Annotated in this window: 16 protein-coding genes; 10 read left to right on the top strand and 6 right to left on the bottom strand. The window is 69.3% G+C overall.

The window, feature by feature from the left end; all coding sequences use genetic code 11:
• Together JOB34_RS15550 and JOB34_RS15545 are read right to left on the bottom strand one after the other, a co-directional pair.
• The coding region (locus JOB34_RS15550; RefSeq protein ID WP_208053538.1) for a DUF222 domain-containing protein at window positions 1-638 on the bottom strand (638 nt) is incomplete at its 3' end.
• 68 nt (window positions 639-706) lie between these two features.
• Complete coding sequence (locus JOB34_RS15545; protein WP_208053537.1) at window positions 707-2,170, bottom strand: sulfatase; 1,464 nt, start codon at window positions 2,168-2,170, stop codon at window positions 707-709.
• A 392-nt stretch (window positions 2,171-2,562) separates the two neighbouring features.
• Between JOB34_RS15545 and leuA the strand changes: the two genes are divergently transcribed.
• From leuA to JOB34_RS15530, 3 genes are all read left to right on the top strand, one after another.
• Window positions 2,563-4,305: a 2-isopropylmalate synthase gene (gene leuA / locus JOB34_RS15540; RefSeq protein ID WP_208053536.1), complete on the top strand. Its 1,743-nt coding sequence runs from the start codon at window positions 2,563-2,565 to the stop codon at window positions 4,303-4,305.
• An 84-nt stretch (window positions 4,306-4,389) separates the two neighbouring features.
• Window positions 4,390-5,622: an aminotransferase class III-fold pyridoxal phosphate-dependent enzyme gene (locus tag JOB34_RS15535; RefSeq protein WP_208053535.1), complete on the top strand. Its 1,233-nt coding sequence runs from the start codon at window positions 4,390-4,392 to the stop codon at window positions 5,620-5,622.
• A 41-nt stretch (window positions 5,623-5,663) separates the two neighbouring features.
• Entirely contained in the window at window positions 5,664-6,923 is a 1,260-nt protein-coding gene (locus tag JOB34_RS15530) for a cytochrome P450 (protein WP_208053534.1), read from the top strand.
• Window positions 6,924-6,933: 10 nt separating this feature from the next.
• Here the strand turns inward: JOB34_RS15530 and JOB34_RS15525 are convergent, their stop codons facing one another.
• A complete protein-coding gene (locus tag JOB34_RS15525) occupies window positions 6,934-7,581 on the bottom strand; it encodes an alpha-ketoglutarate-dependent dioxygenase AlkB (protein ID WP_208053533.1) in 648 nt (215 codons plus the stop codon).
• Window positions 7,582-7,681: 100 nt separating this feature from the next.
• Here JOB34_RS15525 and JOB34_RS15520 point away from each other — a divergent pair, with 100 nt between their 5' ends.
• Together JOB34_RS15520 and JOB34_RS15515 are read left to right on the top strand one after the other, a co-directional pair.
• Window positions 7,682-8,893 carry a CoA transferase gene (locus JOB34_RS15520; protein WP_208053532.1) on the top strand — a complete coding sequence of 404 codons (1,212 nt, stop codon included), beginning with the start codon at window positions 7,682-7,684 and terminating at the stop codon, window positions 8,891-8,893.
• Between the two features lie 264 nt (window positions 8,894-9,157).
• Window positions 9,158-10,594: an HNH endonuclease signature motif containing protein gene (locus JOB34_RS15515; protein ID WP_208053531.1), complete on the top strand. Its 1,437-nt coding sequence runs from the start codon at window positions 9,158-9,160 to the stop codon at window positions 10,592-10,594.
• Between the two features lie 18 nt (window positions 10,595-10,612).
• On the opposite strand, the gene JOB34_RS15510 is transcribed toward JOB34_RS15515, so the two are convergent.
• Window positions 10,613-12,175, bottom strand: coding sequence for an NAD(P)/FAD-dependent oxidoreductase (locus JOB34_RS15510; RefSeq protein ID WP_208053530.1), 1,563 nt, complete (start codon window positions 12,173-12,175; stop codon window positions 10,613-10,615).
• Between the two features lie 63 nt (window positions 12,176-12,238).
• Here JOB34_RS15510 and recO point away from each other — a divergent pair, with 63 nt between their 5' ends.
• The 3 genes from recO to JOB34_RS15495 are packed head-to-tail and all read left to right on the top strand — an operon-like array spanning window position 12,239 to window position 14,332.
• Complete coding sequence (gene recO, locus JOB34_RS15505; protein WP_208053529.1) at window positions 12,239-13,012, top strand: DNA repair protein RecO; 774 nt, start codon at window positions 12,239-12,241, stop codon at window positions 13,010-13,012.
• Window positions 13,009-13,785 (top strand): isoprenyl transferase, encoded by a 777-nt coding sequence (locus JOB34_RS15500; RefSeq protein ID WP_208053528.1) that lies wholly within the window; start codon window positions 13,009-13,011, stop codon window positions 13,783-13,785. The genes recO and JOB34_RS15500 overlap by 4 nt, the downstream gene beginning before the upstream one ends.
• Window positions 13,786-13,804: 19 nt before the next feature.
• Window positions 13,805-14,332: an N-acetyltransferase gene (locus JOB34_RS15495; protein ID WP_208053527.1), complete on the top strand. Its 528-nt coding sequence runs from the start codon at window positions 13,805-13,807 to the stop codon at window positions 14,330-14,332.
• Window positions 14,333-14,350: 18 nt separating this feature from the next.
• On the opposite strand, the gene JOB34_RS15490 is transcribed toward JOB34_RS15495, so the two are convergent.
• Entirely contained in the window at window positions 14,351-14,749 is a 399-nt protein-coding gene (locus JOB34_RS15490; protein WP_179480001.1) for a Fur family transcriptional regulator, read from the bottom strand.
• Between the two features lie 61 nt (window positions 14,750-14,810).
• The gene (locus JOB34_RS15485) at window positions 14,811-15,140 is read right to left on the bottom strand and encodes a DUF6703 family protein (protein WP_208053526.1); all 330 of its coding nucleotides are present in this window, start codon (window positions 15,138-15,140) and stop codon (window positions 14,811-14,813) included.
• A 98-nt stretch (window positions 15,141-15,238) separates the two neighbouring features.
• On the opposite strand from JOB34_RS15485, the gene JOB34_RS15480 reads away from it, so the two are divergent.
• Together JOB34_RS15480 and JOB34_RS15475 are read left to right on the top strand one after the other, a co-directional pair.
• Window positions 15,239-16,183 carry an ABC transporter ATP-binding protein gene (locus JOB34_RS15480; RefSeq protein ID WP_243758188.1) on the top strand — a complete coding sequence of 315 codons (945 nt, stop codon included), beginning with the start codon at window positions 15,239-15,241 and terminating at the stop codon, window positions 16,181-16,183.
• A complete protein-coding gene (locus JOB34_RS15475) occupies window positions 16,180-16,974 on the top strand; it encodes an ABC transporter permease (protein WP_179480005.1) in 795 nt (264 codons plus the stop codon). Before JOB34_RS15480 ends, JOB34_RS15475 begins: the two co-directional genes overlap by 4 nt.
• Window position 16,975: the final 1 nt, after the last annotated feature.

Below are 16,975 nucleotides of genomic sequence, written 5' to 3'. Positions count from 1 at the left end.
GCTAGGAACAGGGCGTCTTTGGCCTCTGTGAGGGCTTGTTGGACCAGGGCACCGATGTCGGCGGGTGCGGAGTAGGTCAGGTGGAACCGGTCGTGGTCGTAGTGCATCGACAGTTCCGCGGGCTGCGCCGCGGCCGAGAAAGGGTCAGGCACGCGCGGAGCCGAGCTACTCATGTCGTCGTCGTCGGTGGTGGTGGCGAAGTCGTACTTGACCAGCGCCCGGCGCAACTGCGGGACGGTGGCGTGCACCGCCAGGTCCACCACGGTTTCGTCGTACCCGACCGGGGTGTGCGCGGCGACGACGGCGGCCTGCCCCAGCGACAGCCGCCCGGCGTGCACCTCTCGGGATAGCGCGGGCAGCTCGGCGGACCGGGTGGCGATCCGTACCAGGTCTCGGGCGGTGGCGGGAGAGACCCCGGCGAAGCAGGTCAACCAGTGTTCGGGGGAGCGAATCCCACCGATCGCCCACGATTCTGTGCGCACCAGGTCGGTGACCAGGTCGATCAGGTCGGCGTGTGCGGCGTTCAACCGACCGCAGATCGCCCCGACCTCGTCCAACGGGTCCACGGCCGAAGGTGCAGCAGCCACAAGACCGCCCGCGCTGTCACTGACAGCTGCGAGACCCTGTGCCGAACTCATGTATGAATTCAATCACCGACCACCGACAGGCCCTCACCACTTCGCGAGCGGACGAGCGGCCGTTGAAATCAGACCCGCGCAGCGGCCTGGCAGGCAGCTGCTCCCTTGCACTTCTCCAGTGCGGCAAGCGCCGTCCGCAGGCTGGCGGGCACCGCCTTCGAGCCCAGGTTGTGCAGCTCGTACGGATCCTTCGTGGTGTCGTAGAACTCCTCCTCGCCGCTCGCGTAGCGCACATAGAGCGCGTCGGGTGTCCGCACCGCCTCGTACGACGGTGGGTCGGCCGCCCTCTTTCCCTGTCGGTCCGGATCGCCGGGGGTGTTGTCCGGCCCGTGATGCTCGATCAGCACCGCCTGTGGCGCATCGGCCGGGGGCTTGCCGTGCCACGCATCGACCATGCTGACCCCGTCCACCGTGGACGGGACGGTCGCGCCGGCCAACGACTCGAACGTCGGGGCGAGGTCGACATTCGACATCGGCTGGGTGACGGTGCGATCAGCCGGCACCCCGGGACCCGACACGATCATCGGCACGTGGATGTCGGTGTCGAACGCGGTCTGCTTCCCTGCGGTCAAGCGGTATTCGCCCATGTGGTAGCCGTTGTCGGAGCTGAAGACGATGTACGTGTTGTCCGCGATGCCCTCGGCCTGCAGTGTCTTCCGGACGTTGCCGATCAGGTCGTTCACAGCGAGGTCGGCCTCGACGCGTTTGCGGTAGCCGTTGAGAAGCTTCTTCTCCTGGCCCGCCTTGAGGGTCGGCCGGCCCTTGAGCCAGGACGGCGGATTGCTCGGCAGTGCGTCGTACGCCGGGGTCTTCGGGTACGCCAGGCCCTGAGCGGCGGACGCGTACCGCGGCGCTGGGGTGTACGGCGCATGCGGGGCGAAGGTCGCGACCTGGAGCATGAACGGCTTCCCGCTGCTGGCCGAGGCACTAATAAACGAATCAGCCTTGCCCGACAGCACATCCACCATGTAGTCGTCGGCCGAGTGCCCGTACTTCACCTGTTTGCCGTTCTCGTTGAGCGTGTAGTTGAACTCGGGGTATCCGTTCCCCGCGACGTCCCACTTGTCCCAGCCGGCGGGCTTCGGATCGGTGGGCTGGTAGCCGTTCAGGTACTTGCCCATGAACCCGGTCGTGTACCCCGCTTTCTGCATCGACAACGCGTAGCTCTTCTGCGTGTTGCCGTTCTTGTTGTACGCGTCGTACCCGCCGTCGCTGCCGGAGTTGGTGAACACCCCGTCGTTGTGCGGATATTCGCCGGTGAAGATCGCCGACCGCGAGGGGCAGCACAACGAATCGACCACCCGGTAGTTCGACATCGTCGTGCCGGCCTTCTGCAGAGCCTGCACCTGCGGCATGTGGCTGATCAGGTTCATCGACAGGTCGTCGGTCAGCACGAAGACCACGTTCGGCTTGCCCGAGGTCGAGCCCAAACCCGAGCCCGAGGTCGAGCCCGAATCCGAGCCGCTGGTCGCCGCCTTCGTCGTCGGCGCGCCGCCGGTGGTGCAGCACGCGAGCACGGTGGCGAATGCCACGGCCACCGCGCACGCCATCGCTTGCCGGACCAGTCGTTGCCGCGTCGTGTCGTCCTCTTCCCGCTGGAATGTCCGCCTGTCGCGAACGTAGGAAGACACCCTGGGTGCAGGGAGCGACTTCCTGTGCCGTGCCTGTGCGCGTGCCCGCAATGACGGGTGTGAGCAGAGGTCGACGGCGACGGGTCTTCACAGCCCGCGCTGCCAACCGTCCCGGTATGTGGACTCGCTTCCCACCCTGTGGACGCCGTCGCGGAGCGCCGCCTACAGTGTCAGTCGTGCGTGCGGCATACGGACTCCTTCTTCGCTGCCGCGGCGGGGCCTGACTTTCGGCCTTCCTCGCCGCGGAGGTCGTGCTGCCCGGGCCGAGCCCAACCGCAACCAAAGGCGAGTCCATGATCCACCCCCAGCAGCCCTCGGGGATGCCGACCGGTAAGTACGCCTCCTTCGACCAGCAGATCACCGTCGACCTGCCCGACCGCACCTGGCCGGACAAGACGGTCACCAAGGCCCCGCGCTGGTGCGCGGTCGACCTGCGCGACGGCAACCAGGCACTCATCGACCCGATGAACGCCGAGCGCAAGATGCGCATGTTCAAGCTCCTGGTGCGGATGGGGTACAAGGAGATCGAGGTCGGCTTCCCCAGCGCGAGCCAGACGGATTTCGACTTCGTGCGCGAGTTGATCGACGGCGGCCACATCCCGGACGACGTGACCATCCAGGTGCTGACGCAGTGCCGGGATGCGTTGGTGGAGCGCACCTTCGACGCCATCCGCGGATCGAAGACGGCGATCGTGCACTTCTACAACTCCACGTCCGTGCTGCAGCGACGCGTCGTCTTCGGGATGGACCAGGACGGCATCGTCGACATCGCCCTGCAGGGCGCGCGGCTGTGCCGCAAGCTGGAGGAGACGGTCGCCGACACCGACGTCTACTACGAGTACTCGCCGGAGTCCTACACGGGCACCGAGCTGGAGTTCGCGTTGCGCATCTGCAACGAGGTCATCGACGTCATCGACCCGACGCCGGACCACAAGATGATCATCAACCTGCCCGCGACCGTGGAGATGGCGACGCCGAACGTCTACGCCGACTCGATCGAGTGGATGTCACGGCGCATCAACCGTCGTGAGAGCGTGATGCTGTCGCTGCACCCGCACAACGACCGCGGTGAGGGCGTCGCGGCCGCCGAGCTGGGCTACCTCGCCGGCGCGGATCGCATCGAGGGCTGCCTCTTCGGCAACGGCGAGCGCACCGGCAACGTGTGCCTGGTGACACTAGGCATGAATCTGTTCAGCCAGGGCGTCGACCCCCAGATCGACTTCTCCGACATGGACGACATCCGCCGCACCGTGGAGCACTGCAACCAGCTGGACGTCGACGAGCGTCACCCCTGGGGCGGCGACCTGGTCTACACCGCCTTCTCCGGATCGCACCAGGACGCCATCAAGAAGGGCTTCGAGGCCATGGAGCGGGACGCCGCGGCGGCAGGCAAGAGCGTCGACGACATCTTCTGGGGTGTGCCCTACCTGCCCATCGACCCGCACGACATCGGCCGCACGTACGAGGCCGTCGTACGCGTGAACTCGCAGTCGGGCAAGGGCGGCTCGGCGTACATCCTCAAGGCGGAGCACGGTCTGGACCTGCCGAAGCGCCTGCAGATCGAGTTCAGCGGGGTGGTGCAGCGACGCACCGACACCGAGGGTGGCGAGGTCAGCTCCGCCCAGCTGTGGCAGCTCTTCAGCGACGAGTACCTGCCCGGCACCGGCGAGGGCGAGAGCGCATGGGGCCGCTTCGCACCGATCGGTTACCAGGTCGACAGCGTCGGAGGCCAGGACCACGTCGTGGTGCAGCTGACCGACCGCTCCGAGCCGGTCACCGTCGAGGGCTGGGGCAACGGGCCGATCGCGGCGTTCGTCGACGCTCTCGCGAAGGTGGGATCCGACGTCCGGGTCCTGGACTACGCCGAGCACGCGATGACCGCCGGTGGCGATGCGCGGGCCGCGGCGTACCTGGAGTGCGCCATCGGCGACCGGGTCATCTGGGGCGTCGGGGTGCACAGCTCGATCGTGCGCGCCTCGATGACCGCGATCCTGTCGGCGGTCAACCGCGCCGAGCGGGAGTCCGCCCTGGTCTGAACACCCTCGCGGCCGCACCCGGTGGTCCCGATACGGTCTCACCGGGTGCGGACACGCCGCGCCGGGAGTTGTAGGGAGGCGTCGATGGGCGCGTTGTGGCATCCGTTCAGCGACATGGGCGCGGTCGAGCGCGACGGCGAGTTCGTCATCACCCGCGGTGAGGGCGCCTACGTCTTCGACGACTACGGCCAGCGTTACCTCGACGCCACGGCGGGTCTGTGGTTCGCGAACGTCGGGCACGGGCGCAGCGAACTCGCCGACGCCGCGGCCGAGCAGATGCGCACCATCGCGGCGTACTCCACCTTCGGTGACTTCACCACGGACGTCACCGTGCAGCTGGCCGAGCGTCTGGCCGGGATCGCCCCGGTGCCCGGCTCGAAGGTCTTCTTCACCTCGGGCGGGTCCGACTCGATCGAGACCGCCGCCAAGATCGCCCGCCGCTACTGGGTCGAGCGCGGCGAACCGACCCGCCGCATCCTCGTCGGGCGTGACAAGGCCTACCACGGCATGCACTACGCCGGTACGTCGCTCGCCGGCATCCCGGGCAACCACGACGGGTACGGCGAGCTGGTCGCCGACCAGGCGCATGTCGCCTGGGACGACCCGGAGGACCTGCGCGCCACCATCGAGCGGCTCGGGCCGCAGAACGTCGCGGCGTTCTTCTGCGAGCCGGTGATGGGCGCGGGCGGGGTCTACCCGCCGCCGGAGGACTATCTGCTCGCGGTCCGCAAGATCTGTGGTGAGTACGAGGTGCTCTTCGTTGCTGACGAGGTGGTCACCGGCTTCGGTCGGATCGGCGGATCCTGGTTCGCCTCATCGCGTTTCGGCCTCGAGCCGGACTTCGTGACGACCGCCAAGGGCCTCACCTCGGGGTACGTGCCGATGGGCGCGGTCTTCGTGGCGCCCAAGGTGGCGGCGCCGTTCTTCGAGACCGACGCAGGGCGGTGGCTGCGGCACGGTTACACCTACTCGGGCCACGCCGTCGCGGCGGCCGTGGCTCTGGCCAACCTCGACATCATCGAGCAGGAGGGGCTGCTCGACGAGGCGCTGCGGCTGCAGGACACGCTCGCCGAGCAGCTGAGACCGCTGGCGCAGCATGCTGCGGTGACCGAAGTGCGGTGCGGGACAGGTGCGCTCGCCGCGGTTCAGCTCGCGGATGCCCCCAGCGCGATGGCCTTGGCGAAGGCGCTGCGGCTGCGCGGTGTGTCGACCCGGCCGGTCGGTGCCGGTGGCATCCAGATCTCGCCCGCGTTGATCATGACCGATGACCAGGTGACGGAGATGGCCGAGGCGATCGGGGCCGCGCTCGACGACTGAGCGGGCGCGGGCAGGTCGCACGACGAGGCAGGGTGGTGGGCATGGCCGACGCGACGCAGCTGAAGCAGACCGTGAGGTTCGCGACGAGCCTCTACGCGGACAAGGGAGCCCGCGCCTACCACGCCTTTGTCCGGCGCGAACCCCTGTCGCAGCTCGCCTACGGTCACCGACTCCGCGACCCCTACCCCAACTACGAGGTGGTGCGTGCGCGGGGCCCGTTCGTAAGCAACAGGTTCGGACACCCCACCACGGTCGATCACGCGGTCTGCAACGAGATCCTGCGTAGTCGCCGCTTCGGCCCCCGGGCCGAGCACGAAGCGTCCGGGCCCGGCGGCGAGGAGGGGGACCTGTCCTTCCTCACCTACAACCCACCCGACCACACCCGGTTGCGGCGGCTGGTCGCTCCCGCGTTCGGTCCGCGCCAGATGCGGGGCTACCGCGGCCTGATCGAGCAGACGGTCGACGACCTGCTGCACGACGTCGAAGAGCAGGGGAGTTTCGACCTCGTGTCGGGCTTCGCCTCACCACTGCCCATCGCGGTGATCAGCCGGATGATGGGCATCCCCGACTCCGAGACCGACGGATTCGCGACGTACGGCGCCGCCATCGGCACGGCACTGTCCGGGGTGACTTCCCTGCGCCATGCCGCCCGACTGATGCAGGCGAGCCGCGCGCTGACAGACGTCTTCACGCGCCTGTTCGAGCTGCGTCGTCGTGAACCGCACGACGACGTCATCTCGCATCTGGTGGCGGCGCAAGGCGAGGCCATCACCCCTGAGGAGATGGTGCCGCTGTGCACGCTGCTGCTCCTGGCAGGTTTCGAGACCACCGTCAACGCGATCGGCAACGGCGTGCTCGCCTTCATGGAGCACCGAGACCAGTGGGAGCGACTGGTCGCCGACCCGGGGCTCGCGGCCGGGGCGGTCGAGGAGGTGCTGCGCTTCGACGCGCCGGTGCAGGGCACGTCGCGGGTCTCCTTCGACGACACCGTCATCCGTGGCACGCCGATCGGACGGGAGGAGTTGGTGCAGCTGCGGATCGGCGGAGCGAACCGCGATCCGACGGTGTTCGATCAGCCTGACCGGTTCGACATCACCCGGCCGAACGCCGCCGAGCATCTGACGTTCTCCGGCGGCATCCACTACTGCCTGGGCGCGCCGCTGGCCCGTCTAGAACTGGAGGTCGTCTTCGGCGCCCTCGCCCGGCGCCTGCCGCAACTACGCCGCACAGACAGGCCGGTGCGGTATCGCCGTTCGCTGGTCATCCACGGCCCGGCCGTGCTGCCGATGCGCGTGCGCTGACCCCGTGACCTCAGCGGATGCCGTGCGGGCGGAACTGGATGCTGATGCGCGGTCCGACCGGTGTGCTCGTCTTGGGCACGGCGTGCTCCCAGGTGCGCTGGCACGAGCCGCCCATCACCAGCAGGTCGCCGTGGCCGAGCACGTGCCGCACGGTCCGCCCGGCCCCGCCTCCCACCGGGCGCAGCACCAGTGCCCGCGGCGCGCCGATCGAGACGATCGCGACCATCGTGTCCTGGCTCGACGCGCGACCCTCGCGGTCGCCGTGCCAGGTGACCGAGTCGCGTCCGTCGCGGTAGAGGCACATGCCGGCCGTGGTGAACGGTTCGCCCAGCTCTTCGCGGTAGTGCACCGAGAGCATCGAACGCGCTTGCGCCAGCACCGGATCGGGCCACGGCTCGCTCTCGCCGTAGAACCTCAGCAGTCTCGGAGTGGCGACCTCCTTGTCCCACATCACCCGCCGCTCGCTGCGCCAGTCCACCCCGGCCGCGCCGCCCAGGGTCAGGCGGGCGAACAGCTCGTCGGCGCCGGTCAGCCATCCGGGCCGCACGTCGATCCAGGCACCGCGGGAGAGCGGCGTACGACGGACGCCGGTATCGAGGGTGCGCAGCCCGACGTCGTCGACCTGATCGAGCAGTGATCCTTGGAGCGTGAAGGTCATGATCACGACGATAGACGTATGTTCGAATCAGGGCCAGGGGTGTGCAGGATCACGCTTGGCGGCATCGTTTCCAGAGCAAGAACATAGATAGGCTATAGAGATGCCCGAGGCCGTTGAATTCACCCGTCCGAACACCCCGACCGACGCCCACCCCGGGCCACTTGCTGGCGTGCGTGTGATCGACCTGGCCACCGTCGTGATGGGCCCCTACGCCTGTCAGATCCTCGGTGACCTCGGGGCCGACGTGATCAAGGTGGAGTCACCGCACGGCGACTTGGCCCGCATCTCGGTGCCGAGTCGGCACCCTCAGATGGGGGCATTGGCACTCAACGTGAACCGCAACAAGCGCAGCGTGGTGCTCGACCTCAAGACCGACGAGGGCAAGGCCGACCTGCACGGGCTGCTGGAGGACACCGACGTCCTCGTCACCAACATGCGTCCCGGCGCGCTGACCCGCCTGGGCTTCGACTACGCCTCGCTCGAAGAGCGCTATCCCGCGCTGATCTACTGCAGCGCCCAGGGTTTCCGCTCGGACTCCCCGCTGGCCGACCGTGCGGCGTACGACGAGATCGTCCAGGCCGCGAGCGGTCTCACCGACCTGATGCTGCGCGCGACCGGCACCGCCAACTACGTGCCGACGATCCTGGCCGACAAGGTGTGCGCCCTCACCATCGTCTACTCGGTGCTGGCGGCGGTCATCAGCCAGCAGGCGACCGGCCTCGGTCAGCACATCGAGATCCCGATGACGGACACGATGCTCGCGTTCAACCTGGTCGAGCACCTGGGCGGCCACACCTTCGAGCCGCCGGTCGGGCCGACCGGTTTCTACCGCTCGCTCGGCACGGGTCACGCGGCCGTCGAGACCAAGGACGGCTGGGCGTGCATCCTGCCCTACAGCGAGACGAACGTGCGTGACTTCTTCGTCGCGTCGGGGCACGGCGACCTCAACGAGGACCCGCGCTTCGTCTCGTGGGCGAAGGTGCGCGAGGACATGTCCGTCCTCTACACGGAGCTGGAGCGCATCGCCCGCGAACGCACGACGGCCGAGTGGGAGACCCTGTGCGCCGAGCACAGCATCCCGATGGCGCCGGTCCTGCAGATCGAGGACGCCACGGAGTCGGAGTACGTACGCGACGGTCACCTGCTCGACGTCGCCGAGCACCCCACGGAGGGCGGCTACCGCTCCATCGGCATCCCGATCCGCTTCAGCCGCACCCCGGCTGCCGTGACACGACCGACGCCCACCCTCGGGCAGCACAACGAGGAGATCCTCGGTGACCGGGCACGACGCACCGAGGCAGAAGACGCATGAGCGACCACAAGCACGAGCGGTCGGTCGTGCGCACCGGCCTGCCGGTGCTCGTCTAGCGCATCGTCGGCATCGTTCAACCTGGTCGCGGCGGTGTGTGGACAACCCTCGACACGACCGCCAAAGAGCGGGGGGACTCAGATGGCAATAGTTCAATCCTCAATATCGGCAGTAACATTCACCGTCGTTACCCTTGTCACGTGTATCGAACAGGCGTATGATTCAGGATAGATGGCAAGGGGTGCCGTCACCGGCGCAGGAGGGGCTATGGCGCAGTCGACGACCGACATCCATGGGCCTGCTGCGCCTGGCACGGGCGCCCGGTTGATGGCGCTGCTGGGGGAGTTCACCACCGCGTTGGAGGAGTGGCCTGGCGCGCTGTGGCAGCTGGACGAGGCCGCTCTGGGTGAGGTGGTCGGGTCGATGCTGCGGATGGGCAGCCGGATGGAGAACGTCGCGGCGTTGGCGACCGCGGATGCGCTGGGCCGTGGGACGGTCGCGAGCTCCACCGCGACCGGTGCACCTGCGTGGGTGGCCCGGCAGGCGGCGGGTGTGGAACCGACCGTGGCCCGTAGGGTCGGGCGGGTAGGGATGGACTGCGCCGATCCCCGCAACCAGGTCGTTGCTGACGCGTTGGCAACCGGGGCGGCGAGTGTGCCGGTCGCCGACGTGGCACTGCGGGAGGTGCCCCGGATCCTGCCTCAGTTGCCGACCGCGGACCGTGATGACCTGCTCGGCCGCTACCTGTCGTTGTCCGACCACGGGTCTCGCACGTTGCGGCAGCTCAGCAACCGGATCCTGGGTGAATACGCCCCTGAACGGCTCGTGCGGGACGAGGAACGTCAGCAGGACTGTGAATCGGTGTTCTGGGCCGACCTGCCTTCCGGGCTGACCCGGTTCGTCGCCGAACTGTCCGGCGCACACGCCGCGGTGGTCAAACACGCCCTGCGCGCCTTGTCCGCGCCCGCGCCCGTCGAAACCGAGGACGGCACCGGTGCACCCGAGCGTGACACCCGGACCCCGGCCAAACGACGCGCGGACGCCCTGGTGCGCCTGGTCGACACCGCAGCCGGTGTGTTGGACGGCACCGCCCCGCGGCCGGTCGGAGAGTTCGGCGCCACCGCCAAGATCCTCGTCACGATGGACTACGCGACGTTGTACCAAGGGCTCCGGGACGCGGGCCGGCTCAGCCAGCACACTTCAGAAGACAGCGGATCCGCACCGACCTACCTTCCCGGCATCGGACGCACCACCGACGGCGAGCACCTCGACGCAGGCACCCTGCGCAGGCTCGCGTGCGACGCCGACCTCATCCCCGCAGTCCTCGGCACCGACTCCGAACCATTGGACATCGGCCGCGCGAAACGCCTCTTCACCGGCGGCCTGCGGACCGCGATCATCCACCGCGACCAGCACTGCACCTTCCCCGGCTGCGACCGGCCACCCGACTGGTGCGACGCGAACCTCACCCCACGAAGTTCTCCGCTGCGCTCCGATACTTCGCGGGGACCCCGAGACCATCATGTGCGGCCCTGGTGGGCCGGCGGCGAAACGAACCTCGGCAACGCAGCCCTGCTGTGCGCCCGCCACCACACCATCGTGCACCGCGATCTGCTCACCGCCACCGTCGCCGCATCCGGTGTCACCTGGGATCTCACGCCAGGCCTGATGCCCACCCGACCCGGCCAGCAGCCTGTGGCATGACGTGCGGCAGCGCTCAGCTCATCCGGCGCGGGCCTCCAGCACCGCACCCGCCGCGTGGTAGCCGCCGAGCCCGCTGACCCCGCCACCGCGGCGCGATCCGGCACCCGCGAGCAGCACCCCGTCGTACGCCGACCGCACGCCCCACCGTGCTGACGCGTCGTCGAGCGGCTCGTCGTCCTCGGCGAACGGCCAGGACAGCGGCCCGTGGAAGATGTTGCCGCCGGGCATCGCCAGGGCGTCCTGCAGGTCGCGGGTCGTCTTCGTCTCGATGCAGGGCCGCCCGTCGGGTGTCGTGAGCACGACGTCCTCGATCGGTTCGGCGAGCACGCTGGACAGCGAGTCGAGCACCGCCCGCTCGTACGTCGTGCGTGCGGCGTCGAGGTCGGCCCCGTCGAGCAACCGGTCGGGCGTCTGCAGAGCGAAGACGGTCAGGGTGTGTGCTCCCGACTGCTGCAGACCGGGCGACAGGATGCTCGGATCGGTGATCGAGTGGCAGTAGATCTCGGCGGGCACCGGTTGCGGGAGGGCGCCCGAGAGCGCAGTGCGGTAGGCGGATTCGAGCTGCGTGTAGGTCTCGTTGATGTGGAACGTGCCGCCGAATGCGGCGGCGGACGGCACCGCGGCGTCGCGTAACCGCGGCAGCCGCGAGAGCAGCAGGTTGACCTTCACCTGGGCACCCTCGGCCCGCTGGGCCGGCTCAGCGCCCATCAGCTGGTCCAGCACGGCCGGAGCGGCCGCCCACAGCACGTGGCGGGCCACGACCCTCGACTCGTCCCCGGCGGCGCTGCGCCAGGCGACGGTGCCGTCGCCCACCGACAGCACCTCGGCATCGGTGCGCAGCTCCGCGCCACCACGCCGCGCGGCCCCCTCGAGCGCCCCGCTCACCGCGCCCATGCCGCCGACGGGCACGTCCCAGTCGCCGGTGCCCCCGCCGATCACGTGGTAGAGGAAGCAGATGTTCTGCTGCAGGTCCTCGTCGTGGGCCGACGCGTAGGTCGAGATGAGCCCGTCGGTGAGCACCACCCCACGGACCAGGTCGTCGGTCACCGACGACTCGATGACCTCACCAAGCGGTCGCTCCAGGAAGTCCCGCGTGATCGAGGGATCGCCGACCAGCGCGGCCACGTCGCTGCGGCGGGGGAGCGGCCCGGTGACCGTGGGCCAGAGGGCCTGCGCCAGATGTGAGGTACGCGCGTACATGCGGTCCCAGCCCTCGACATCGTCGCCGGCTCCGAGCGCCTCGAACGATGCGCGCGTCGCCAGGGGGTCGCCATGGTCGATCAGCAGGCCGCGGTCGGTGCCCGGCTGTGGTGTGTAGGAGGAGTAACGGCGTCGGAGCAGGGTGATCCGCAGGTCGAGGTCGTCGATGATCTGCCTCGGAAGCAGGCTGACGAGGTAGGAGTAGCGGCTGAGCCGGGCGCCCATGCCCGGGAACGCCTCTGCCGACACCGAGGCCCCGCCCAGATGCTCAGATCGTTCGAGCAACACCACCGACAGGCCCGCCCGGGAGAGGTAGGCGGCGGCGGTGAGGCCGTTGTGGCCCCCACCGACGATCACGACGTCGTAGGTCTGCTGCGGCATCCGCTCAGGGTAGGCGCGTGTCCACCGTGGCTCCGCGCGGTCATCAGCGACAATGGGGTCACCATGCCCACCTACAAGGACGTCGCGATCGTCGTGCGCACCCACAAGTTGGGTGAGACGGACCGGATCGTGACGATGCTGACCCGCGGACGGGGCAAGGTGCGCGCGGTGGCCAAGGGGGTGCGGCGTACCAAGTCCCGTTTCGGCGCGCGCCTCGAGCCGGGCATGGTCGTGGAGTTGCAGTGCTACGAGGGGCGTTCGCTCGACACGGTCACCCAGGCCGAGATGATCGCGTCGTACGGCGACCACATCTCGCGTGACTACCCGGCCTTCACCGCTGCCACGGCGATGCTGGAGACGGCCGACCGATTGAGCGAGGAGCACGAGCCGGTGGTCCAGCAGTTCAACCTGCTCGCCGGCGGGCTGGCGGCGCTCGCCGGCCGGACCCATCCGACCGACCTGGTCCTGGACTCCTACCTGCTGCGTGCGGTCTCGATCGCCGGATGGGCGCCCACCTTCGTCAACTGCGCGGGCTGCGGCGCGATCGGACCGCACCGGGCGTTCAACCTGGCCGCCGGTGGAGCCGTATGTCGTTCGTGCCGTACGCCGGGATCGTCGGCCCCCGACCCACGCACCTTCGAGCTGCTCGCCGCCCTGTTGTCGGGCGACTGGGAACAGGCCGAACGCTCCGACGAGCGTGCCCGGCGCGAGGCCGACGGGCTGGTCGCGGCCTACCTGCAGTGGCACCTGGAGCGCGGGGTGCGCTCCCTGCGGCTGGTCGACCACCCCGTCTACGTCGAGCCGTTGCCGCCTGCAGTGGGGGTCGCGCTGTCGTGACGCCGCCCATTTCGCCGCCCGCGCACGCGACCGGCGCACGACCGCCTGTGATCCCCAAGGGGCTTGTCCCGCAACACATCGCGATGGTGATGGACGGCAACGGCCGGTGGGCCAACGCACGCGGACTGCCTCGCACGAAGGGCCACGAGGCAGGCGAGGCGCAACTCATCGACGTCATCGCCGGCGCCATCGAGGCGGGCGTGCCCAACCTGTCGGCGTACATGTTCAGCACCGAGAACTGGCGCCGTTCGCCGGACGAGGTGCGCTTCCTGATGGGCTTCAACCGCGACGTGATCCGCCGCCGGGTCGACCTGCTGCACTCCTGGGGGGTGCGCTGCCGGTGGTCCGGACAGCGGCCGAGGCTGTGGCGCTCGGTCATCAAGGAGTTGCAGCGCGCCGAGGAGATGACCGCCGGCAACACCGTGATGACACTGCAGATGTGCGTCAACTACGGCGGCCGCGCCGAGATCGCCGCCGCCACCCGCCGGATCGCCGAACAGGTGCAGGCGGGGAGGTTGAAGGCGTCGAGCATCGACGAGCGCACCATCGCGCGCAATCTGGACTGGCCCGATATGCCGGACGTCGACCTCTTCGTGCGCTCCTCGGGCGAGCAGCGCACGAGCAACTTCCTGCTCTGGCAGTCGGCGTACGCCGAGCTGGTCTTCCTCGACACGCTCTGGCCGGACTTCGACCGGCTCGACCTGTGGCGCGCGATCCAGATCTTCGTGGACCGCGACCGTCGTTTCGGCGGCGCGGTCGACGCCGCACGGTGACCCGCCGGTGCCGCCCGGAGTGACGATACGTCCGGAGCGACCCGCGGACTTCGCCGCGATCCACGACGTGGTGCGCGCCGCGTTCGAGTCCGACCTGCAGCCCGATCTGGTGCGCGCGATCAGGAACGACGCCTGCTACCGGCCCGCGATGTCGTTCGTGGCGATCGAGGGATCGCAGGTGGTCGGGCACGTCATGCTCGACGGCTGCTGGGTGCGCAGCACCACAGGGCTGCGGCCCATCGTGATGCTCTCCCCGCTCGCGGTCGCTCCCGACCACCGGGGCCACGGCATCGGCACGGCGCTCATCGACACCGCCGTCGCTGCCGCGGAGGCGGCACACGAGCCCCTCATCGTCCTCGAGGGCAGCCCGGCGTACTACGGCTCACGAGGTTTCGGCTTCGCGGGCGACCACGGGCTCACGCTGCCGCTCCCGGACTGGGCTCCGGTGCGGGCCGCCCAGGTGCGGCTGCTCACGACGTACGACGCTCGCGATCAGACCCTGCGCGGCGCCGTCGTCTACCCGGAGCCGTTCTCCGCGCTGGAGTGAGGCTCGAGGCGACTCCGGTCAGGCGGGGCAGTCGGCGCAGACGCCGACGATCTCCACCGTGTGCTCGATCTCGCGGAATCCGTTGTCAGCGCTGACCTTCGCGGCCCACCGCTCGACAGCGGGCCCCTCGACCTCGACGGTACGTCCGCACTCCCGGCAGACGAGGTGGTGGTGGTGTCCCGTGGAGCAGCGGCGGTAGACCGCCTCGCCGTCCTTGGTGCGCAGGACGTCGACCTCGGCATCCGCGGTCATGGCCTGCAGGGTGCGGTAGACGGTGGCGAGCCCGATGCCGGCACCGGAGTCACGCAACCGCGCGTGCAGGTCCTGCGCGGAGACGAAGTCGTCGAGCCGGTCGAGGGCTCCCTCGACGGCGGCACGCTGTGGGGTGACGCGGCGACCGGAGTTGGTGGTCGTCATACCCGGGCCTCCTGCAGGACTCGATGAGGATCGTTCTCAGGTAGCCATCGTACGGCGACGCTCAACGGAAGGCGGAGATGAGGCACACCACGGCGAGCGCGACCGCGAGCAGCAGCACCGCCAGGCGCATCTGACGCTCCAGGCCCGTCAGTCGCGGCCAGGCCAGGTAGATGCCCCAGCCGTGGGCCAGGGCGACGACGCCGATGAGGATCGCGCCGATCCACCCGCGCACGACCAGGCCGGCGACCAGCAGGACCAGCAGCACGATGACGACCGTGTTGGACGGCAGACGTGAGAGGCGTTGCAGCACAGGGTCGCTGGCGTGCTCGATGCGGACACGGACGGCTGAGCTGTGGACGCTGGGGCGCGGGTCGGCGGAGGTGGGTGACACGGACCCGAAGAATACGTGGCCGCCGCGTGACAGTTGTCATGGCGCTCTCGTGACGGCGCCCCCATGGCCGCCGGCGTCGGGGCCGACAGTCTGAACGCATGATGACGAGAACTCATACGAAGACCGACGGGACGCGGCTCGCAGGGCGAGCCGCGATCCAGTTGGACGGGGTGCACAAGTCCTTCGGGGACCTGCATGCCGTCCGCGGCATCGACCTGCAGATCGAGCAGGGCGAGATCGTGGCCTTCCTCGGCCCGAACGGCGCTGGGAAGACCACCACCATCGACATGATCCTGGGGCTGAGCCGGCCGGACGAAGGCGCCGTGCACACGCTCGGGATGTCGCCGCGGGACGCTGTCTCGCGCGGTCTGGTCGCGGCGGTCATGCAGACCGGGGGTCTGCTGCGCGACGTGAGCGTCGAGGAGACGGTGCACCTGACCGCGAGCCTGTTCGTGCAGACCCGCGGCGTGCAGGAGTGTTTGGAGCGGGCGGGCATCTGGGGCATCCGCGATCAGCGTGTGGGCAAGTGCTCGGGCGGCGAGCAGCAGCGACTGCGGTTCGCGATGGCCCTGGTGAGCGACCCGGCGCTCCTCGTGCTCGACGAGCCCACCACGGGGATGGACGTCACGGGCCGGCGCGACTTCTGGTCGGCGATCCGCAGCGACGCCGGCCGGGGCCGCACGGTGCTCTTCGCCACGCACTACCTCGAAGAGGCCGACCAGTACGCCGACCGGATCGTCCTGGTGCGGCACGGAGAGGTCGTCGCCGACGGCACCGGCGCGCAGATCAAGGCGCGCACGAGCGGGCGCACGATCCGGGCGACGCTGGACCGTCCGGACCGCGCCGCGCTGCTGGCGATCGACGGCGTCGAGGCGTTGGACATCCGGGGCGAGTCCGTCACCATCGGCGCGCGCGACAGCGACGCGGTGGCCCGCATGCTGCTCACGTCGATGGGAGCGCGCGATCTCGAGATCACCGCACAGGGGCTGGAGGAGGCGTTCATGACGCTGACCTCCGACGACAACGAAGGAGAACGAGCATGAGTACGACCACCCAGGGACCGGTCGGCGGAAACATCTCCCTCGACCGGACCGCACCGGCGTACGGCGGGTTCAACCGCACGCTGTTACGGATCGAGTTGATGCGCATCCTGCGCAACAAACGCACGATGTTCTTCACCGTGGTGCTGCCGGTCATCTTCTTCTTCGTCTTCCGCGCGAACAGCTTCAACGCGGGTGCCGGCAACGCGTCCGCGTGGTTGATGATCTCGCTCGCTCTCTACGGCGCCTTCGTCGCGAACGCGTCGACGTCGGCCGGTGTCGCCGTGGAGCGCGCGCAGGGCTGGTCGCGGCAGCTGCGGCTCACCCCGTTGCGCGGCTCGGCGTACATCATCACCAAGGTGCTGGTCTCCTCGGCCGTGTCCGTGATCCCGCTGGTGGTGGTCTACGGACTGGGTCTGGCGTTCGGGGCCCACGCGCCGGTCGGCGACCTGGTGCTCGCGTTCGTGGTCAGTTGGATCGGCTCGATGCTGATGGCCGCCTTCGGCCTCGCGGTCGGCTTCCTGCTGCCGTCGGAGAACGCCATGCAGGTCCTGGGCATGGCGATGACGGTGCTGGCGTTCGGAGGCGGGGTCTTCATCCCGCAGCCGGTCTTCGGGCACTCCTTCGATCTGTTCGCCCGATGGACCCCGATGTACGGCGTGACGTCGATGGCGCACGCAGGCCTGGCCGGGTGGTCGGGGTCGTGGATGTGGGTGCTCAACATCGTCGGGTGGGCGGTCGTTCTCGGTGGCGCGGCGGTCTGGTTGTTCCGCCGCGACACCGGTCGGGTCTGAG

This window comes from Allobranchiibius sp. GilTou38, assembly GCF_017565325.1.
Lineage (GTDB): Bacteria > Actinomycetota > Actinomycetes > Actinomycetales > Dermatophilaceae > Allobranchiibius > Allobranchiibius huperziae.
The sequence above is the reverse complement of the archived record's forward strand: the minus strand, read 5'-3'. Positions and strand labels throughout refer to the sequence as shown.